Origin of the sequence: Rhizobium sp. Leaf306, assembly GCF_001423425.1 — a bacterium.
GTDB lineage: Bacteria > Pseudomonadota > Alphaproteobacteria > Rhizobiales > Rhizobiaceae > Neorhizobium > Neorhizobium soli.
Genome location: NZ_LMNX01000001.1, coordinates 877,113 through 893,402, shown reverse-complemented (window position 1 = coordinate 893,402; position 16,290 = coordinate 877,113). Strand labels below are relative to the sequence as shown.

Annotated in this window: 14 protein-coding genes; 11 read left to right on the top strand and 3 right to left on the bottom strand. The window is 59.8% G+C overall.

The genetic code is table 11. The features are described 5' to 3' along the window. The first annotated feature begins 108 nt into the window (after nucleotides 1-108). From ASG19_RS04175 to ASG19_RS04165, 3 genes are all read left to right on the top strand, one after another. Nucleotides 109-312 (top strand): KTSC domain-containing protein, encoded by a 204-nt coding sequence (locus tag ASG19_RS04175; protein WP_062453876.1) that lies wholly within the window; start codon nucleotides 109-111, stop codon nucleotides 310-312. Nucleotides 313-483: 171 nt separating this feature from the next. After that, a complete protein-coding gene (locus ASG19_RS04170) occupies nucleotides 484-2,244 on the top strand; it encodes a GGDEF domain-containing phosphodiesterase (RefSeq protein WP_162237961.1) in 1,761 nt (586 codons plus the stop codon). Nucleotides 2,245-2,361: 117 nt separating this feature from the next. Then, nucleotides 2,362-2,757: a RidA family protein gene (locus ASG19_RS04165; protein ID WP_082476182.1), complete on the top strand. Its 396-nt coding sequence runs from the start codon at nucleotides 2,362-2,364 to the stop codon at nucleotides 2,755-2,757. 18 nt (nucleotides 2,758-2,775) lie between these two features. On the opposite strand, the gene ASG19_RS04160 is transcribed toward ASG19_RS04165, so the two are convergent. Next, a complete protein-coding gene (locus tag ASG19_RS04160) occupies nucleotides 2,776-3,639 on the bottom strand; it encodes a MurR/RpiR family transcriptional regulator (protein WP_062453874.1) in 864 nt (287 codons plus the stop codon). Between the two features lie 136 nt (nucleotides 3,640-3,775). Between ASG19_RS04160 and ASG19_RS04155 the strand changes: the two genes are divergently transcribed. The 6 genes from ASG19_RS04155 to ASG19_RS04130 all read left to right on the top strand — a co-directional run bounded on the left by ASG19_RS04155 (nucleotide 3,776) and on the right by ASG19_RS04130 (nucleotide 11,945). Continuing rightward, nucleotides 3,776-4,864: a D-TA family PLP-dependent enzyme gene (locus ASG19_RS04155; protein WP_062454887.1), complete on the top strand. Its 1,089-nt coding sequence runs from the start codon at nucleotides 3,776-3,778 to the stop codon at nucleotides 4,862-4,864. 365 nt (nucleotides 4,865-5,229) lie between these two features. Then, nucleotides 5,230-6,711 carry a M81 family metallopeptidase gene (locus ASG19_RS04150; RefSeq protein ID WP_062453873.1) on the top strand — a complete coding sequence of 494 codons (1,482 nt, stop codon included), beginning with the start codon at nucleotides 5,230-5,232 and terminating at the stop codon, nucleotides 6,709-6,711. 63 nt (nucleotides 6,712-6,774) lie between these two features. Further along, nucleotides 6,775-8,304: an ABC transporter substrate-binding protein gene (locus tag ASG19_RS04145; RefSeq protein WP_082476241.1), complete on the top strand. Its 1,530-nt coding sequence runs from the start codon at nucleotides 6,775-6,777 to the stop codon at nucleotides 8,302-8,304. Nucleotides 8,305-8,335: 31 nt separating this feature from the next. Further along, nucleotides 8,336-9,277, top strand: a complete 942-nt coding sequence (locus ASG19_RS04140) for an ABC transporter permease (protein ID WP_062454882.1) — start codon at nucleotides 8,336-8,338, stop codon at nucleotides 9,275-9,277. Next, nucleotides 9,274-10,137, top strand: coding sequence for an ABC transporter permease (locus tag ASG19_RS04135; RefSeq protein WP_062453872.1), 864 nt, complete (start codon nucleotides 9,274-9,276; stop codon nucleotides 10,135-10,137). The genes ASG19_RS04140 and ASG19_RS04135 overlap by 4 nt, the downstream gene beginning before the upstream one ends. 2 nt (nucleotides 10,138-10,139) lie before the next feature. Next, complete coding sequence (locus ASG19_RS04130) at nucleotides 10,140-11,945, top strand: ABC transporter ATP-binding protein (RefSeq protein ID WP_062453871.1); 1,806 nt, start codon at nucleotides 10,140-10,142, stop codon at nucleotides 11,943-11,945. A 21-nt stretch (nucleotides 11,946-11,966) separates the two neighbouring features. Here ASG19_RS04130 and ASG19_RS04125 read toward each other — a convergent pair whose 3' ends face one another. Further along, entirely contained in the window at nucleotides 11,967-13,055 is a 1,089-nt protein-coding gene (locus ASG19_RS04125) for a calcium-binding protein (RefSeq protein ID WP_062453870.1), read from the bottom strand. Between the two features lie 197 nt (nucleotides 13,056-13,252). Between ASG19_RS04125 and ASG19_RS04120 the strand changes: the two genes are divergently transcribed. Next, on the top strand, nucleotides 13,253-13,687 hold the full coding sequence (locus tag ASG19_RS04120; protein WP_062453869.1) for a BA14K family protein: 435 nt from the start codon (nucleotides 13,253-13,255) through the stop codon (nucleotides 13,685-13,687). A 472-nt stretch (nucleotides 13,688-14,159) separates the two neighbouring features. Next, complete coding sequence (locus tag ASG19_RS04115; RefSeq protein WP_062454880.1) at nucleotides 14,160-14,678, top strand: transglutaminase-like cysteine peptidase; 519 nt, start codon at nucleotides 14,160-14,162, stop codon at nucleotides 14,676-14,678. Between the two features lie 147 nt (nucleotides 14,679-14,825). On the opposite strand, the gene ASG19_RS04110 is transcribed toward ASG19_RS04115, so the two are convergent. Then, nucleotides 14,826-16,283 (bottom strand): oligosaccharide flippase family protein, encoded by a 1,458-nt coding sequence (locus ASG19_RS04110; protein WP_062453868.1) that lies wholly within the window; start codon nucleotides 16,281-16,283, stop codon nucleotides 14,826-14,828. Nucleotides 16,284-16,290 lie beyond the last annotated feature (7 nt).

The window sequence follows — 16,290 nt, the reverse complement described above, 5'->3', positions numbered from 1 at the left end:
TGAAAGCAACGAAGAGAGCGTGAGCATCTCGATTACTTAATTAAGCTTAAATTTTCTTGCAATTTTTATGCTGCACTGCATTATTGTCTCCGTTCAAGGAGTGCGATTATGCAAGCAGAGCTAAACTCATCTCTCTTCGATGCTGCTGCTTATGATGAAAGTGCAGAGCGTCTCCGGCTGTTCATGAAAAACGGGCAAATTCGCGAATTCGAGACGGTACCCGTGCAGGTGTTCCAGCAATTGGCAGGGTCCCGGTCGCCAGGACAGTATTACATCGAAAACATACGTTCCAAGTTCCCGATGTTCGGTTGATCGCCGAATCGGCGTTGCTCGGCGGTCGCGAACGGCCTGAGCTATCTCGCTGACGCGGATCGCCGGTGTTTAAAGGGTAGAGCTCCCTCATAATAACACGTGCACATTGTTTTAGTATTCGCTAAGTAATGGCTGTTATTGTCGTCGCCACTGATGTCGGCAGAGCAAGCCATGGAAAACAAACGCATCTGGACGAACAACGAACTGGACGACCTCCTGCGCCAGTTGAATGTTGCTTTGGAGGCTTCCGGCATCGGCATCTGGCAGCACAATCTGCGCAAGAACCAGACCCGGTGGGATGAGCAGCTACAGGAGCTCTACGGTGTCCCGAAGGGACCGACGGATGTGGTGTGGCTCGAATGCGTCCACCCAGACGACCGAGATGCCGCCAATGCGCACTTCGAAAAGGCAATCGAAAACCGCGAAGACTATGCGTCGCAGTTCAGGATCATCCGCCAGGATGGTTCCATTCGCCACCTTCGCTCACGCGCAAAGTTCTTCATCGACGGGAATGGTGAGCCATGCTTCGTCGGCGCGGAATGGGATGTCACCGACGATGTGATGCGAAGCCATCAACTGGCGGAAGAGCGGGAAGCCGCAGACCAGAGCCGCGCCGAAGCGCGCTATGCTGCTGACCACGACCACCTGACCGGACTTCTCAACCGCCGCAGCTTCGACGCGATATGTGCCAGCCTTGCAAAACGGGGTGAGCTGGACTTCGTGTCGCTGTGCCATCTCGACGTCGATAACTTTAAGGAAATCAACGACCGATATGGCCACGCCTGTGGAGATGTGGTCATCGCCCATGTCGCGTCGATCCTGAAGCAGGCAAGCCGCCCGGGAGATATCGTGGCGCGGCTGGGGGGTGACGAATTCGCCATCGTTTCGATGGACCGCGGCCTCAACGCGATGGAGAAGATCGTCGCCGAAATCCGCGCCGAGCTACAATCACCCGTTCTTCTCAACGGCAAGAATGTCGTTGTCACCTGTTCGATGGGCGTGGCGCAAACCTCGGCGTCGGATGTCACCGGACTGCTCGCCTGTTCCGATCTCGCGCTCTATGAGGCCAAGAGAAACGGACGCAACCGCGCCGAATGGTTCTCGCCCGCCATGGCAGCCGCATCGATCGCTGAGAAACACATCCTCTACGAGCTGCGCAGCGCCATCACCAACGGCAATTTCGTGCCGTTCTACCAGGTACAGGTCGATGCCCGGACCCGCGCGATCAAGGGCCTCGAAGCGCTGGTGCGGTGGAAACATGGAGAAGAGTTGAAGCCGCCCGGCGCATTTTTGCCGACTGCGGTGACGAACGGGTTGATCGACGAAATCGACGAAATCATGCTGCGCCTCGTCCTTGCCGACTTGAGGCGATGGCAAGCCGAGGGATTTGCTCTGCCGCGCGTGTCCGTCAACATGTCGGCCTCCCGCCTCTCCGATCCTGATCTCGAGGAAAAGCTCAAGCGTCTCGATATCCCAGCAGGCCAGGTGAGTTTCGAACTGGTCGAGACGATCTTCCTCGATGAGCTCACACCGGAGATTAGAGCCAATATCGATGCCATCCGGTCGCTTGGGATCGAAATCGAGATCGACGATCTCGGTTCGGGTCATGCCTCACTGCTCGGGTTGATCAAGCTTCGCCCGGACCGCGTCAAGATTGATCGGCAGCTCATCCTGCCCATGCTGGATGGCCTGCCCCAGCAGCGCCTGGTCGCCGCACTGGTCGATATCGCCCGGACGCTGGACATGGAAGTCGTCGCCGAGGGCGTCGAAACGCTCGGCCATGCGGACGTGCTGGCAAGTCTTGGCGTTGACCTGTTGCAAGGTTTTGCCTTTGGCCGGCCGGAGCCGGCACATGTCGTCGAGAAGCGCTTGGAGAAGCGCCATACGACGGCGCCGACCGGTTCGCGCGCGTCTTCGGCAAGGCGTCGCTGATATCCGAGCAGTTTCAACTACCGTAAATAATTTTCTCGTATTCCCCCGAGGTGCTGGAAATCCGCATCTCGGCAGTGCTAGACCCGTGATCGGTGAAAATAAATTACGGAGAGCCTCGTGAGCCAGAAGAAGATCGAACGTCTCGCTGCTGCGGATGCCCAGGCGGGCGGCCAGCGACGTCCATTTGCCAAGGCGGTCCGCGCCGGCGATTTCGTTTATGTCTCCGGACAGGTGCCGACGGTGGATGGCGAAGTGGTGACCGGTGGCATCGTGGCCCAGACCGAACAGGTCGTTGCCAATATCAAAGACGTGCTGGCGCTTGCGGACTGCACGCTCGCCGACGTCGTGAAGGTCAACGTCTGGCTCGACGATGCCCGTGACTTCTCCAGCTTTAACGCCGTGTTCCAGAAGCACTTCATCGATCATCCGCCGGCACGCTCGACGGTCCAGTCGCCGCTGATGGTCGATGCCAAGGTCGAGATGGACGTGATCGCCTACAAGCCGATCGACTGATTGTGTCAATGACGACCGTCAGTCGCCGAGAAGCTGGCGGTCGTCGCCGTCGCGGTTGCGCACCAGTTCTTCCTTGATGCTGCGCAGCGCCTTGAGCGCAATGTTGCGGTCGGCATAGGCGACCATGTTGGCGAGGATGTCGATCGCAGCGAGATAGGCAAAGCGGGTCGAGGTGGGGCGGAAGATGTTCTTGCCCTCCTGCATGTCGATGGCGATCGTCAGGTCGGCCGCATCGGCGACAGGCGAGCCCCGCTGCGTCATCACGATGGTGGGAATGCCATGTTGACGCAGCAGCTTGAGGCATTGCACGAGACCCATGTCGCGGCCGGTATAGGACGATCCGAACACGACCGTGCCAGGCTGGGTCGCCGCCGAGATCATCAGGTTCATGTTGTGGTCGTTCGATGCATTGATGCGGCAGCCGAGACGAAAGAGGCGATTGTGCAGCTCGTTGACGACCATCGCGGAATTGCCGCTGGCACCGAATGCCTGGATGAAGTCGGCGCCGCGCAGCATCTGCGCCGCCTTCTCGATCGCGGCGAGATCGAGCTGCCGGTGCAGGTCGAAAAGCGCGTTCTGGGCTTTCGAGATGATGTCCTGGGCCACCTCTTCCACCGTCGCGGTCGGCGCTTCCGGTTTCAGATAGCGCAGGCCGACATAGGCCATCTTGGCCAGCTGCACCTTGAAATCGGAATAGCCCTGGCAACCCAGCCGGCGGCAGAACCTTGTCACGGTCGGCGGCGAAACCCCGGCACGCTCGGCCAGATCGCTGATCGACGAATTGACCACGAAATCGACATTGGCGAGCGCGAACTGCGCCAGTTTCGTCTCCAGGCTCGAGAGCCTGCCGTCTTCATCGGAAAGCGCGTGAAACAGGTCCATCAGGTATCTTCCTCGAAACTGGTCGCACAAACGAAGCACGTCACGATCGTGAAAATGAATTTCACCAGTTCTTGCCCTGATAGCACAAAGCGGGCAAGCATCAACGAAACCAGCCATGCCCACAGAGGTTTACATCATGAACTATCCCTGGCCTGAACCCGGCACGCCGCTCGATCAGATCGCAACGCCGATGCCTGTGATCGACGAGGATCGGCTTGCCGCCAATATTGCGCGGGTGCAGGGTTACTGCGATGCGCAGGGCAAGGCGTTCCGACCGCATATCAAGACCCACAAGATCGCAGCCGTCGCCCGCCAGCAGATCGAAGCCGGCGCCGTCGGCCTCAATTGCCAGAAGGTCACCGAAGCCGAAGTGTTCGCCGATGCCGGTTTCGACGACATCCTGATCACCTACAATATCCTCGGACCGGTGAAACTTGCGCGGCTGAAGGCGCTGAATGCGCGCTTGTCAAAGCTTGCCGTCGTCGCAGATAGTGAAACGACCGTGTCGGGCCTGTCTGCAACGTTCGATGCCGATCGCCCGCTGACCGTCCTGATCGAATGCGATACGGGCGCAAAACGCTGCGGCGTGCAGACGCCGGAACAGGCGGTGGCTCTCGCTGAGAAGATTGCGGCGGCGCCCGGCCTGCGCTTCGGTGGCATCATGACCTACCCGGCCATCGGTGGCGCAGAGGCCGTCGAGGAGTTCATGGCGACCACCATGTCGCTTCTGTCGGAAAAGGGCATCGAATGCCCGGTGCGGTCCAGCGGCGGTTCGCCGGATCTCTTTTCGGCGCATCTGGTGCCCTCCGCCACCGAACATCGGGCCGGCACCTATGTCTATAACGACCGCAGCATGGTGCGCGCCGGTCACTGCAGGCCAGACGATCTGGCCATGAATATCCTCGCAACGGTCGTTTCGAAGCCGGCGCCTGACCGGGCGGTGCTCGACTGCGGCTCGAAGGCGCTGACCTCCGATCTGCTCGGCTTTTCGGATTACGGTTCACTCGTCGGCTTCGAGGGCGCGCGGATCGTCTCGCTGTCGGAAGAACATGCGGTGGTCGATCTCTCGGGCTGTGCAGTGCCGTTTGCGGAGATCGGTCAGATCGTGAAGGTCGTGCCGAACCACACCTGCGTCGTCACTAACCTGTTCGACCGGATGGTGTTTCATCGGGACGGCATCGTCACGCGGGTCGAAAACGTCGATGCCCGCGGCACCGTCTGGTAGCTGACGGATCGATTTCCTCCGAGCGAATGAAAATCGGGCGCCTGTTTCGGGCGCCCTTTTTCATGTTCGCAGCGCGAAATGCCATGAAGGTGAAAATTTCCCCGAATTCAGATCTGTAGAAAATAAATTACACAAATTGGTGCGAGTTCTGGAAATTCGTTGACTTCAGCCGGGTTTGACGCATTATGAAGAAAATAAATTACACCAAAATGGTGAATGGGCGAACTGAACGAGAAACGGGACTGAGGTTTTCCGGAGCGTGGCATGCCTGCTCCGGCGATCGACAAAATTCATGCAATAGGGGTGCTGGCGCTCGGTGACCATGACGGGAGCCTGATGCCGTTGGACCTATCCGGATAAGACATATGCGCATCTTCACCGCCTCGCTGGCGACCGAGACCAACACATTTTCTCCCGTTCCGACGGATATGAACGCCTTCAAGGCGGCGTTCTTCGCCGGGCCCGGAGAGCATCCGGATACGCCGACGCTGTGCTCGTCCGTCGTGCCAATTCTGCGCCGCCGAGGCCGGGCCGAAGGTTTTACCGTGATCGAGGGCACGTCCTGCTGGGCAGAGCCCGCCGGCCTGATCCAGCGCCAGACCTATGAGGCGCTGCGCGACCTGATCCTCTCCGAACTGACGGAAGCGCTTCCCGTCGATGGCGTCGTGCTCGGTCTTCACGGTGCAATGGCCGCGCAGGGCTATGACGATCCCGAAGGCGATTTTCTGGCCCGTGTCCGGCAGATTGTCGGCCCGGATGTTCTGGTTGCCGCCGAATTCGATCCGCACAGTCACCTGACGGCGCTGCGTGTCGCCAATCTCGATATCATGGCTGCCTTCCTCGAATTCCCCCATACGGATTTCGAACAGCGCGGCGAACACGTGATCGAGCTGGCGCTGCAGGCCTTGAAGGGCAAGATCAAGCCGGTCATCTCCACATTCGACTGCCGGATGATCACGATCTTCCCGACCAGCCGCGAGCCGATGCGCTCCTTCGTCGATCGCATGCAGGCAATGGAAGGCAAGGACGGCATCCTGTCGGCCTCGGTCATCCATGGCTTCATGGCCGGCGACCTGCCCGACATGGGCACCCGCATCGTCGTCGTGACGGACAACGACAAGGCCAAGGGCGATGCGCTGGCGGCCTCCCTGGGGCGCGAGCTCTACAGCCTGCGCCGGCAGACTGCGATGCCCATGCTCGATACCGAAGCGGGCCTCGACAAGGCCGTGTTGATCCGCGCCTCGCATCCCGGATTGCCGGTGACGATCGCCGATGTCTGGGACAATCCCGGCGGCGGCGTGGCGGGTGATGCGACCTTCATCCTGCGCCGGATGATGGAACGCGGCATGGATGATTTCGCCGTTGCGACCATCTGGGATCCGATTGCCGTCACCTTCTGCCAGGCGGCAGGAGAGGGCGCGGAACTCAGCCTGCGCATTGGTGGAAAATCCGGTCCGGAAGGCGGTGAACCGCTTGATCTGCGCGTCACGGTGCAAAGCGTATTCGATGCGGGCTGGCAGAGCTTTCGCAACAGCCGCGTCACGCTCGGCAGCACCGCCGTCGTGCGCCCGGTCGGCACCCGTATCGATATCGTGCTGATCACCAGCCGCACCCAGACCTACCAGCCCGACATCTTTGCCAATCAGGGCATCGATTTCGCGGCGAAATCCTATCTGCTCGTCAAGTCGACCAACCATTTTCACGCGGGCTTCCAGCCGGTCTCGTCTGAGATCGTCTATATCGCCGCGCCGACCTGTTACCCGACCAATCCCGCAACGACGCCCTATCGCAAGGCGAGCCTCGAAATATGGCCGCGCGTCGCCGATCCGCTGGGACTGGATGCCTGAATTTTTCGACCGGACAGGAAAGCCGGCCGGGATTTGACCACTGAAGACAACAAGGGGATGACAATGAAAAAGAGTGCACTTGTTCTCATGACGCTGGCGGCTTTGGCCGGCACCAGCAGCCTGGCGCTGACAAAGGCGAACGCCCAGGCAGGCGACGGCGTGCTGACGGTTGCGACGATCGGCGAGCCGCCGTCGCTCGACGTGATGCAGACGCCGACCGATATCGTGCTGACGATCGACCAGCACATTTTCGAAACGCTCTACACCTACGACGCCGAGTGGAAGTCCGTGCCGCTTCTGGCCGCTGCCATGCCGACGCTTTCGGAAGATGGTCTTACCTACAAGATCCCGCTGCGCGAAGGCGTGAAGTTTCACGATGGCAGCGACTTCGATGCCAAGGACGTCACCGCCTCGCTGAAGCGCTGGATGACGATCAATTCCAAGGGCAAGCAGGTTGCCGGCGTCGTCGAAAGCATCGCGGAAGATGGCGACCATGCCGTCGTCATCAAGCTGAAGTCGCGCTATGCGCCGCTGCTCGCGACCCTGTCGCAGGCGTCGGTCATCTTGCCATCCGAAAAGATCGCCGATACGCTGACCGAATTCGTCGGCACGGGTCCTTATTCGCTGAAGGAACGCAAGCCCGACCAGTATACCCAGCTCGTCCGTTTCGACGGCTACAAGTCGCCCGAGGGCACGCCGAGCAATTATGCCGGCAAGCGCGAGGCGATCGCCAAGGAAATCCGCTTCGTGCCGGTTCCAGACGCTAATACCCGCGTCGAAGGCCTGATCTCCGGCCAGTTCGATTTCGCCGACTCGCTGCCGGTCAGCGCCTATGAGCGCGTCGAAAAGAGCAGCAACGCCAAGCCCGTCATCTTCAAGAATGCAGGCTGGGCATCAATGAACATGAACATGAAGGAAGGCCTTCTGGTCAAGAAGGAACTCCGTCAGGCCGTTCAGGCAGCGCTCAACGCGTCGGACATGATGCTCGCCGCTTTCTCCGATGACCGCTTCTTCAGCGTTGATGCCTCGATCTTCCCGGAAGGCTCCTTCTGGCACACCGAAGCGGGCGTTGCCCGTTACGGCGAAGGCGATCCGGAAGCAGCTGCCAAGCTGCTCAAGGCTGCCGGTTACGATGGCCAGCCGCTGCGCCTGATGACCAGCCGCCAGTATGAATTCCATTACAAGATCGGCGAAGTCGCCAAGGCCTATCTGGAAGCTGCAGGCTTCAAGGTCGATCTGCAGGTGGTCGACTGGGCAACGCTGACGACCCGTCGTGCCGACGCCAAGCAGTGGGATATCTTCATCACCCACTCCAACTTCCCGGGCGATCCGACGACGATCAACACGATCACCGACACCTATCCGGGCTGGTACGTCTCCGACCAGAAGACCAAGGCCGTTGCGGCCTACATGGACGCCACGACCGATGATGCCAAGAAGACGGCCTGGGACGCCATCCAGACGGTCATCTACGACGATGCGCCGCTCTACAAGGTCGGCAACTTCAATGGTGTTTCGGGTCTCGCCAACGGCGTTTCCGGTTATGAGCCGACCTACTGGCCGCATTTCTGGAACGTGAGCCCGAAGAAGTAAGCTGGATAACTAGGGACTGGCTATGGCAAGGATCGCACAGGCACTTTTGAAACGGCTGGGGGGCATGGCCATCGTGCTCGCCCTCGTCGTGACGGTGGTCTTCATCATCGTTCGCGTGACGCCTGGCGATCCTGCCGCTGTCATGCTGGGGTCGGATGCGACCCCGGAAGACATCGCGCAGCTGCGCACCCGCATGGGCCTCGATGCGCCCATGCTCGTCCAGTACGGCCAGTTCGTGCTGGGCATTCTGAAAGGCGATCTCGGTCAGTCCATCTTCTTGAACCAGCCGGTCACGACTGCACTTGCCGCGCGTGCGGAGCCAACCTTTTTCCTCACGCTGTTCTCGATCCTGATCGCGGTTGCCATCGCGCTTCCCGTCGGCATTCTCTCCGCCGTCAAGCGCGGCACGATCTTCGATCAGGTCGTCGTGACGCTGACCATGGTTGCCGCAAGCGTGCCGAGCTTCTGGCTGGGCCTGATGCTGATCCAGATCTTCGCGGTCGGGCAGGGCTGGTTCCCGGCCTCCGGCTACGGCGGTCCGGGCACGCCGTTTTTCGAGCGGCTGCATCACCTCGTCCTGCCGGCCGTGGCACTCGGCGTCGTCAACTCGGCGCTGATCACCCGCTTCACCCGCGCCGCAATGCTCGATGTGCTCGGCGACGATTATGTGCGCACGGCGCGCGCCAAGGGAGCGGGCGAAGGCCGCGTTATCCTCAAGCACGCCTTGAAGAACGCGCTGATCCCGATCATCACCGTCATCGGTCTGTCGGTCGCCATGCTGGTCGCGGGTGCTGTCGTGACGGAAACCGTGTTCGGTCTTCCCGGCGTCGGCAACCTTGTCGTGTCAGCCGTGTTGCGGCGTGATTATCCGGTCATCCAGGGTGCGCTGCTCGTCGTTGCCGCCATCTACGTTCTCATCAACTTCATCGTCGACATGCTCTACATCATCGTTGATCCGCGGGTGCGCCTATGAACACCATGGCCTCCGTTTCCATGCCCTTCGCGTCAAGCCTTCGCCGCCTGTTCGGAAACCGCGCGATGCTTGCCGGCGCCATCATTCTCGTGGTCGTTGTCGCGGCAGCATTGCTTGCGCCCTGGGTCGCGCCTTACGCGCCGAACAAACTGTCGATCGTCAACAAGCTGAAGCCGCCGTCGATGGCGAATTTCTTCGGCACGGACGAATTCGGCCGCGACATCTTTTCGCGCGCCATCTTCGCAGGGCGGATTTCGCTGCTGGTCAGCCTCGGCGTGGTCGCCATCTCCACGGTGCTCGGCGTCATCCTGGGTGTTGCCGCCGGCTTCTTCCGCAAGCTCGATGCACCGATCTCGCGCCTGCTCGATGCGATGATGTCGTTTCCGGATATCCTGCTCGCGATCGCACTGGTCGCAGCACTCGGTCCGTCGCTGACGACCGTCATCCTGGCGCTCGGCATCACCTACGCGCCGCGTCTTGCCCGCATCATCCGCGGCTCGACGCTGGTGTTGCGCGAACTGCCCTATATCGAGGCGGCCGTCGCCATGGGCCTGCCGACATGGCAGATCCTGCTCCGCCACGTTCTCCTCAACCTCGCATCGCCCATTCTCGTGCAGGCAACCTTCGTGTTCGCCTCGGCGATGCTGGCGGAAGCGAGCCTCTCTTTCCTCGGCGTCGGTGTTTCCACTGACATGCCGACCTGGGGCACGATGCTCGCTTCAGGTCGCGAATACATGAACAACGCTCCGTGGCTGATGGTGTTTCCGGGCCTCGCCATCGTGTTTTCGGTTCTCTCCCTGCAATTGTTGGGGGATGGCCTGCGCGATCTCGTCGATCCACGGCTGGCGAAAGAAAGCTAATCATGACCGACACAGTGAAAACGACCCGGCCGGTTCTGTCAGTCGAAAACCTGACGACCTCCTTCAAGACGCCGGAAGGCTGGAAGGCCGTCATCCGCAGCATCAGCCTGTCCGTCGATGCCGGCGAGACGGTGGCGATCGTTGGCGAAAGCGGGTCTGGCAAAAGCGTCACGGCGCTCTCCACCATGCGGCTCCTGCCGCCCGGACGCTCACGCACAGAGGGCCGAATCCTGCTCGACGGTAAGGACCTGCTGGCCGCAAGCGAATCCGAAATGCGCAAAGTCCGCGGTGGATCGATCGGCATGATCTTCCAGGAGCCGATGACCTCGCTCAACCCGGTCTTCACCATCGGCAACCAGATTGCCGAAGCGCTGGTCCTGCATCGCGGCCTGTCGTGGAGCCAAGCTGAGGCCGAAACCGTGCGGCTGATGGAACGGGTGCGCATCCCGGCCGCCAAGGCACGGCTGCACGAATATCCGCACAAGTTCTCCGGCGGCATGCGCCAGCGCGTGATGATTGCCATGGCGCTTGCCTGCCGTCCGAAACTGCTGATCGCCGACGAACCGACGACGGCACTCGATGTGACGATCCAGGCCGAGATCCTCCACCTGCTGCGCGAGTTGCAGCGCGAGGAAAACATGGGTGTGCTGTTCATCACCCACGACATGGGCGTGGTGGCCGAGATCGCCGACCGCACCGTCGTGATGTTCCGCGGCGACATGATCGAGACCGGTCCGACCACCGAGATCTTTGCAAGCCCGAAGGCGATCTACACGAAGTCGCTGCTCGCCTCGATCCCGCGCCTCGGCGCGATGGGCGCGTGCCTGGCGCCCAAGCGTTTTCCCGAAGTCGATCCTGCGACGGGCGTGGCGACCGACGGCCGCGAAATGAAACCGGTTTCCCAGTCCGTCGCACCAATCCTCAAGGTCGAGAATCTTGCGGTCCGTTTCGACCTGCCCAATGGTCGCGTCCATGCCGTGGAAGACGTATCCTTCGATCTGCGCTCCGGTGAAACACTGTCGCTGGTCGGTGAATCCGGTTGCGGCAAGTCGACGACCGGACGCGCAATCATTCGTCTGCTCAATCCATCCGCCGGCTCGATCGTCATCGACGGCCAGGATGTGACAAAGGCCGGCACGCGCGATCTGCGCACCATGCGTCGCAATTCGCAGATGATCTTTCAGGATCCGTTTGCCTCGCTCAATCCGCGCATCACCGTCGGTTCGGCCATTGCCGAACCTATCCTTGCGCATAAAATGATGGGCAAGCGCGAGGCAAAGGCGCGGGTTTCAGAACTGCTGGAACAGGTCGGGCTTTCGGCGGCAATGGCCGATCGCCATCCGCATGAGTTTTCCGGCGGTCAGCGCCAGCGCATCTCGATCGCGCGTGCTCTGGCACTGGAGCCGAAATTCATCGTCGCCGACGAAGCCGTCTCGGCCCTCGACGTCACGGTCAAGGCGCAGGTCTCCAACCTGCTGCTCGAGCTTCAGGAAAAGCACGGTCTGGCCTATCTGTTCATCTCCCACGACATGGCGGTCGTGGAGCGCATGAGCCACCGGGTCGCTGTCATGTTCCTTGGAGAGATCGTGGAGATCGGGCCGCGTGCGGCGATTTTCGACAATCCGCAGCACGCCTATACCCGCCGGCTGATCTCGGCCGTGCCGGTTCCCGACCCCTCACGCCGCGGTGAGACGCCGCCGCCACTGTCCGAAGAGATTAAGAGCCCCGTGAGGCCGCTCGATTACGTGGCGCCGAAGCGCACCTATCTCGAGGTCTCGCCGGGCCATTTCGTCCAGCAGGCGGCGTAAGCACCCTCGTGCCGGATACGGTCAGGCGATGATGTCGAAGTCTGCTGCGGTGATGTTGAGGCCCTTGTCGACGATGGCAAACAGCATCTGCCCGTATTTCCCGGTTCCATCGGCGTCGTAGTAGAGACGACCGGCCGCCTTGTCGTAGATGATCCGGTCGGATGCGTCGCTGGCCGCGGTGCCGCTATGGAATGCATCCGATGCGAGATCCCCAACCGTGCCGGCCTTTGTGAATATATCCGTGTCGAGCCAGATCGTGTCATCCGCGACGGAGAAATCCGTGATCGTATCCACATTGCCCTTCTTGTTCAGTCGCGTGTCGAACACGAAACTGTCCGCGCCTTCGCCGCCTGTCAGGCGATCGTTCGAAAGGCCGCCGGAAAGGACGTTCGCGCCCTGGTCGCCCGTCAGCACATCGCGGTATTGCGACCCGATGAGGTTTTCGATCGACGTATAGGTATCGCCCTTGGCATTGTTCGTATTGCCCTCCGGCGCGGCGAGGCTGGCAACCACTGCGGTTGTGCCATTGGCGTAGGAAACGGTATCGGTTCCGGCACCACCGTCCATCTTGTCGGCGCCGGCGCTGCTCATCAGCTTGTCGTCGCCCTTGCCGCCGGACATGATGTCTGCGTAACGCGATCCGTTCAGCACGTCGTTGCCGTCACCCCCGATCTTGGGTTCATTGAAGGTCACGGACACTGTGATGTACGACGTCGGACCCGCCTTGATGCCGGTAAAGTCGATCGCAATCTTGTTGTAGTCGAACGAAACGTCCCGGCTGTCGAGGCCGGCAATATTGCTCTTGATCGAGACGCCGACGATCGGAGACAGGTTGTTGTTGATATCGGTAAACACCGGCCCGTTGAAGTGCACAGCGCTGGCGGTATCGCTTGAAGTCGGCTTGTAACCAGAGGTCCACAAGGCATACTGGGTAAACTCGAAGCGGATCGAGTTGTCCTGCAGTTTCAGCTGGAACAGCGACTTTGTATTGACGGTAAGCGCGGCAACCGCGGTGGTGTCAACCACGCTGACGACGTCCTTGTCGAGGGACGGCGTAAGCCTGTTTGGGAACTGATACTCGTAGCCGAAGGGGTTGCCGTAAAAGCCCATGGGATGCTCCGCACGCTCTGAACAATCAGAAATAGCGGAGAATGCTTATTTAAGATTTAAACGATGTATTGGCCGCTGTTCCCGTTGTCGCGATCGCTCAAGGTTGGGAACACCTGTAACGCGGGCCTCACTCTCGCGTGATGAGGGAACTCCCTGTTGCGTCAATGTGTTGTCTCTCCATAACACGGAGAACTAATATGCATATTGTTACGAAGTTTCTGACCGCGTCGTCGCTTGCGGTGGCACTGGGCCTCACCTCGCTTGTCCCGGCGACTGCGGCACCCCTGCCGATGGTGAAGTCGCCTCAGGTATCCGATGTCGAACATGTCCAGTATCGTCGTGACATGCGCGAACGCCGGGAAATGCGTGATCGTCGCGGGTGGCACCAGGGCCACCGTGGATACCGTGATCGCCGTCCGGGCTATCGCCGCCATTCCGATGGTTTCTGGTATCCCCTCGCAGCATTCGGCGCTGGCGCAATCATCGGCGGTGCCGTGACAAGTCGCCCGGCCCGCGCAGGTACCCGTGCTCACGTCCAGTGGTGTGCCGACCGCTACCGTAGCTACCGTGCATCGGATAACAGCTACGTGCCACGTGCCGGCGTTCGCGCACAGTGCAACTCGCCTTACTGAGGGCGTCTAGCCTTTTGAGGTGATGAGGGGCAGCGCATTGAGCCGCTGCCCCTATTTTTGATCCCGATTTCCTGTTGAATATCTGGATCGAGCTACCATATGTTGACTACAACATTGTTTTCGTCGGCGACCACGGATGTACTGGCGCAGTGGCTGAGAGCAATGCAGGGAGGTCGGTGCGTGTATTCGCTCCGGCCTTTTTTATTGCCCTGATGGCAGCAGTTCCTTGAACCATCAGCAAATCTATATTTGCAGTAGTTCTTAAACAGAAAAACTTAACCTGCACGACGATTAAAATCTTACACTTTCTCAAAACGTGATATACAACGAATGCAGGTAAATTTCTCTCCATTCCACATGGAGACGTGCCATGAAACTGCATTCGATAGTCATGACTCTGGCGTTTTTCGCAGTTCCATCGGTAACGATGGCGGCTGGCCCTGCCGGCATTCTGCGGGATGTGAGAGGCTCAATGCAGCGCATCCAGGAAAGTGGTTTTGCGCTTGCACCTTACGCTTTTGCGAAATTCTGCCGTAGCAATCAGGAGCAGTGCGCCGATACCGGCGGCGACGGCATCGTCGAACTGACTGATGATCGCAAGGCGCAACTGCTTTCGGTGAATTCAGGCATCAATCGCACCGTCCGTCCCGTCAATGATGCCGACGGCTCCGACGAGTGGAGCATTGATGTGGCGTCAGGCGATTGCGAAGATTACGCGCTCACGAAGCGCAAACACCTCATCTCCCTAGGCTGGCCTTCCGGATCGCTGAGAATGGCTGTGGCAAGAACGCGGTCCGGAGAGGGACATGCGGTGCTGGTTGCAAAGACATCCGCCGGCGACCTGGTGCTGGACAACCGGTTCTCTGAAATCAAGCCGTGGAAGAAGACTGACCTGACCTGGATCATGATGCAATCGCAGAACAGCCCTAGGATCTGGGTCAAGATCGGGCCATCCGACGACCGCCCGACCTTTGTTGCTAACCAATGGTAAACTAGGGTCGCACTCGTCAGCCACCGGCGCGATGTCCTGATCGATCAGGTCGGACGCCCCGACGGTTACGATGATACCGTATCAGACCACCAACCTTCCCCAGGACCTCGAGACGAAGGCCAGCCTGCGAGACAGCCGGGCTTTAGATCAGGCAGCAGTCGGCGCACGAACGCGCCGCGCCTTCCAGATCTCAAAAACTGGCCGGATACGATCGTGAAATACGAACGCGCATATCAATGCGTATGCCAGAGAGGCCGTAACGCTAAATGATACAGCGACTGATAAGTGTTTGAGATCGAGCTGCCATAGCCATAGAAACCCGGTCAGGGTTGATACGATCGCAATCGCGACAAGCGCCGGAAATGTTGTTTTGATCCCATCAAACGCGTTGATCTCACTGAATCGTTTCTGCACGGCCAGGAGAATAAACAACGCTGTCAGAGAGAATCTCAGGCTGAACATCGCTGCTGCCCAAAAAATCCCGAAATATGCTCCGACTGCAATCATCGCGACATCAGCAAGTGCCTGGTAAACATTGTTCAGGAATGCCAAGCTTGGGTGTCCTGTTGCAACCAGGAAGGTTTGCACTGGCACGACAACCGCAATGAACGGTAGCGCCACCAGCATCAGTGTTATCGTTTCGGGCAGTTGTGGCCACCTGTCTCCAAAAAACATAAATGCGACATAGGGCGCTGAAAACGCGGAAGCGACAAAGGGTATCGCGGCAACAAGGCCTGTTACCGCGCATGACCGCCACATCGTGCTTATCATCCGGTCACGATCCTCACCCATCCTCGAAAAGATTGGCAGCAGGATGTTGTTGATCGGATTGAGAAACAGGCTTGATGCGAGATCAAGCACCGTGCGTGATAGCCGAAAAACACCCGTCGCTGTCGGTGTCGCGACCAAACCGACCACCACATCGGCAGAGCGCACGTTGATCTGCGTGACTGCCGACATTCCGATTACGGCGAACGAGAAATTCAGCGTCGACCGCATCGAGATCAGCGTCGGCATGGCCGTTGGCTTCCAGCGAGCCGCCACAACACTGACCATCGCCGCAACGATCGGCGTTATCACGACGACTGCAACGATGCTCCAGGCGCCGAACCCCGAAAACGCAAGCGCGCAGCAGACAACCCCACCAACAAGCAACCCGGCCGACTTTCGGACCGCCAGTACCTTGTAGGCAAAATCGCGCGCAAGCAGCCCTTCCGGCACGACCGCCAGCGCTGCGACAAGGGGAGCGATCGACGTCACGGCAACCATGGCATTGAGGCCGGAGAAGGTTTCCAGGTGGCGGAGAAGGGCGCTCGCTATCAACAGTAGCGCCGAGCCGCAAAGGCCAAGCAGAAGGAAGAGACCGAAGACCGAATTGACGAAGTCATCGTCGAGCAATCGCCGCTGTATCACCACCTGGCTTCCGGACTGCAGGGTGGACGCGATGATCACGGCCGGCGCGGTTGAAAGCGCTGCGACACCAAACTCATGCGGTCCGAGCAAGGCTGCCGCAATCAGAAACACCACGGTCTGCGTCAGCCGCTCGACGAGCACCTGCGCAAGCGACCAGCTCGTACCCTTGATTGCCAGTTTCAAATAGGACATGTGAACC

What these genes read in the sequence shown, in the direction of transcription:
- ASG19_RS04125 (WP_062453870.1), bottom strand. Translation starts at nt 13,055, where the DNA reads ATGGGCTTTTACGGCAACCCCTTCGGCTACGAGTATCAGTTCCCAAAC.
- ASG19_RS04120 (WP_062453869.1), top strand. Translation starts at nt 13,253, where the DNA reads ATGCATATTGTTACGAAGTTTCTGACCGCGTCGTCGCTTGCGGTGGCA.
- ASG19_RS04170 (WP_162237961.1), top strand. Translation starts at nt 484, where the DNA reads ATGGAAAACAAACGCATCTGGACGAACAACGAACTGGACGACCTCCTG.
- ASG19_RS04115 (WP_062454880.1), top strand. Translation starts at nt 14,160, where the DNA reads ATGCAGCGCATCCAGGAAAGTGGTTTTGCGCTTGCACCTTACGCTTTT.
- ASG19_RS04155 (WP_062454887.1), top strand. Translation starts at nt 3,776, where the DNA reads ATGAACTATCCCTGGCCTGAACCCGGCACGCCGCTCGATCAGATCGCA.
- ASG19_RS04145 (WP_082476241.1), top strand. Translation starts at nt 6,775, where the DNA reads ATGAAAAAGAGTGCACTTGTTCTCATGACGCTGGCGGCTTTGGCCGGC.
- ASG19_RS04130 (WP_062453871.1), top strand. Translation starts at nt 10,140, where the DNA reads ATGACCGACACAGTGAAAACGACCCGGCCGGTTCTGTCAGTCGAAAAC.
- ASG19_RS04150 (WP_062453873.1), top strand. Translation starts at nt 5,230, where the DNA reads ATGCGCATCTTCACCGCCTCGCTGGCGACCGAGACCAACACATTTTCT.
- ASG19_RS04110 (WP_062453868.1), bottom strand. Translation starts at nt 16,283, where the DNA reads ATGTCCTATTTGAAACTGGCAATCAAGGGTACGAGCTGGTCGCTTGCG.
- ASG19_RS04175 (WP_062453876.1), top strand. Translation starts at nt 109, where the DNA reads ATGCAAGCAGAGCTAAACTCATCTCTCTTCGATGCTGCTGCTTATGAT.
- ASG19_RS04160 (WP_062453874.1), bottom strand. Translation starts at nt 3,639, where the DNA reads ATGGACCTGTTTCACGCGCTTTCCGATGAAGACGGCAGGCTCTCGAGC.
- ASG19_RS04135 (WP_062453872.1), top strand. Translation starts at nt 9,274, where the DNA reads ATGAACACCATGGCCTCCGTTTCCATGCCCTTCGCGTCAAGCCTTCGC.